The following is a 2142-nucleotide window of genomic DNA, read 5'->3' as shown; positions in this document are numbered from 1 at the left end:
GGCGGGCAGTGCCCGCCGCTCTTGTTTTGTCCAACGTGAAGTTCAGGCCGCCTTCGCTGCCGCCATGTGCAGCGTGAAGGAGTGGCCGTCCGCATCGAAGATGTGCAGGTCGCCGGCATCGGCGTTGAGCCGCAGCACAGCACCTCGCTTGACCTCGACATTGCCCGGCAGTTTCGTCACCAGCGGCAGGTCGGCGCAGCCGATGTCGACATAGACGAGTTGGACCTCGCCAAGCTGCTCGACATAGTCCACCGTTCCCTCGAACAGATACTCCGTGCCGGTAGCGATCGCCAGGTCTTCCGGCCGCACGCCGAAACTTACCGCCGCGCCATTCGCCGAGGCAGGGGTCGCGATCGGAACCGTCGCCTTGCGGCCGCCGACATGGCTGATGATGGTCGGATCGCCGGCCTTTTCGATCTTCGCCGGCAGAATGTTCATGGCCGGCGAGCCGATGAACTGGGCGACGAACAGATTGCCGGGCCGCTTATAGAGCTCCATCGGCGTGCCGACCTGCTCGATGCGGCCTTCCTTCAGCACCACGATCCGATCGGCCAGCGTCATCGCCTCGACCTGATCGTGGGTGACGTAGATCATCGTGGTGTTCGGCATTGATTCCTTCAGCTTGGCGATCTCGATGCGGGTGGCGACGCGAAGTGCCGCGTCGAGATTGGACAGCGGCTCGTCGAACAGGAACACTTTCGGATTGCGCACGATGGCGCGGCCAATGGCAACGCGCTGGCGCTGGCCACCCGACATCGCCTTGGGCAGCCGGTCGAGATATTTGGTCAACTGCAGGATCTCGGCCGCCTGCCGCACCCGCTTGTCGATCTCGGCCTTGCTTTCCTTGCCGATCTTCATCGAGAAGGCCATGTTGTCGTAGACGGTCATGTGCGGATAGAGTGCGTAGGACTGGAACACCATGGCGATGCCGCGTTTCGACGGCGGCACGTCGTTGACTACCTCGCCAGCGATCTTGAGCTCGCCCGACGTGATCTCCTCCAGCCCGGCGATGGACCTCAGCAAGGTCGACTTGCCGCAACCGGACGGGCCGACGAAGACGATGAACTCGCCCGACTTAATGTCGAGGTCGATGCCATGCAGGATGTTGAGATTGCCGTATGATTTCTTCACTTGCCTCAGCGTGACATCGGCCATGATTTCCTCCCAATGACGTCCGTTTCAAAAACTCAGTCGATGCGGCCGAACCAGGCGCCGTAGCCGCCAAGGCGGATGGAGCCGGCGCCAGCTTGGCTCGAAAAACCGTGCCCCGGCAAGGGCTGAAGCGAGCCGCCGCCGAGATCGACCTCGGCCGGCTCGCTGCCCAGGTTGAAGACGCAGACGACACGCTCATTGCCCTCGCGGCGGGTGAAGGCGACGGTGTCGCCCGCGCTTTCGATGAAGTCGATATCGCCCTTGGCCAGCGCCGGATGCTGGCGGCGGAAGGCGAGGAAGCGCCGGTAGTGCTCGAGCAGTGAGCTTGGGTCGCCCTGCTGCACGCTCACAGCCTGCGAAAGATGCTTGCCGGGCACCGGCAGCCAGGGCTTGGCCGCCGAGAAGCCGCCATTCTTGGCGGCGGCATCCCACACCATCGGCGTGCGGCAGCCATCGCGACCCTTGAATTCGGGCCAGAAGCGGATGCCGTAGGGATCCTGCAGGTCCTCGAACAAGAGTTCCGCCTCGCCGAGGCCGAGTTCCTCGCCCTGATAGAGGCAGACCGAGCCGCGCAGCGACATCAGCAGCGCCGAGATAACCTTGAGATAGGCGGTCGGATCGGCCTCGCTGGCGGCCCAGCGCGAGGCCGGCCGCATCACGTCGTGATTTGAGAAAGCCCAGCACGACCAGCCGTCGCTGGCGACCTTGCCGAAGGCCTCCAGCACCGCGCGCACCTTGGCGGCGCTGATCTTCTCGGGTGCGAGGAAGTCGAAGGAATAGCACATGTGGACGCGCTTGCCGCCGGCGGTGTAGGCGGCCACCACTTCCAGGCCGCGCTGCGAATCGCCGACTTCGCCGACCGCTGCCTGCGCCGGATATTCGTCGAGCAGGGCGCGGAAGCGTTCGAGGAAGCCGAGGTTCTCCGGCCGGCTCTTGTCGTAGATATGGTCCTGGTAGTTGTAGGGGTTGACAGCCGGAGCCGTCTGGTCG

Annotated in this window: 2 protein-coding genes; both read right to left on the bottom strand. The window is 64.2% G+C overall.

Going from position 1 to position 2142, the window contains the following annotated elements; translation table 11 throughout:
- Positions 1-42 precede the first annotated feature (42 nt).
- The gene (gene ugpC, locus EOA33_RS33265; protein ID WP_127407552.1) at positions 43-1155 is read right to left on the bottom strand and encodes a sn-glycerol-3-phosphate ABC transporter ATP-binding protein UgpC; all 1113 of its coding nucleotides are present in this window, start codon (positions 1153-1155) and stop codon (positions 43-45) included.
- A 32-nt stretch (positions 1156-1187) separates the two neighbouring features.
- The coding region (locus tag EOA33_RS33260; RefSeq protein WP_127407551.1) for an alpha-amylase family glycosyl hydrolase at positions 1188-2142 on the bottom strand (955 nt) is incomplete at its 5' end.

The sequence above is a fragment of the Mesorhizobium sp. M4A.F.Ca.ET.050.02.1.1 genome (assembly GCF_003997725.1).
GTDB lineage: Bacteria > Pseudomonadota > Alphaproteobacteria > Rhizobiales > Rhizobiaceae > Mesorhizobium.
Note: the sequence above shows the minus strand (reverse complement) of the source record. Positions and strands in the feature narration are given on the sequence as shown.

Excerpts from the sequence above, each read along its gene's own strand:
- ugpC (WP_127407552.1), bottom strand. The coding sequence starts at position 1,155 with ATGGCCGATGTCACGCTGAGGCAAGTGAAGAAATCATACGGCAATCTC.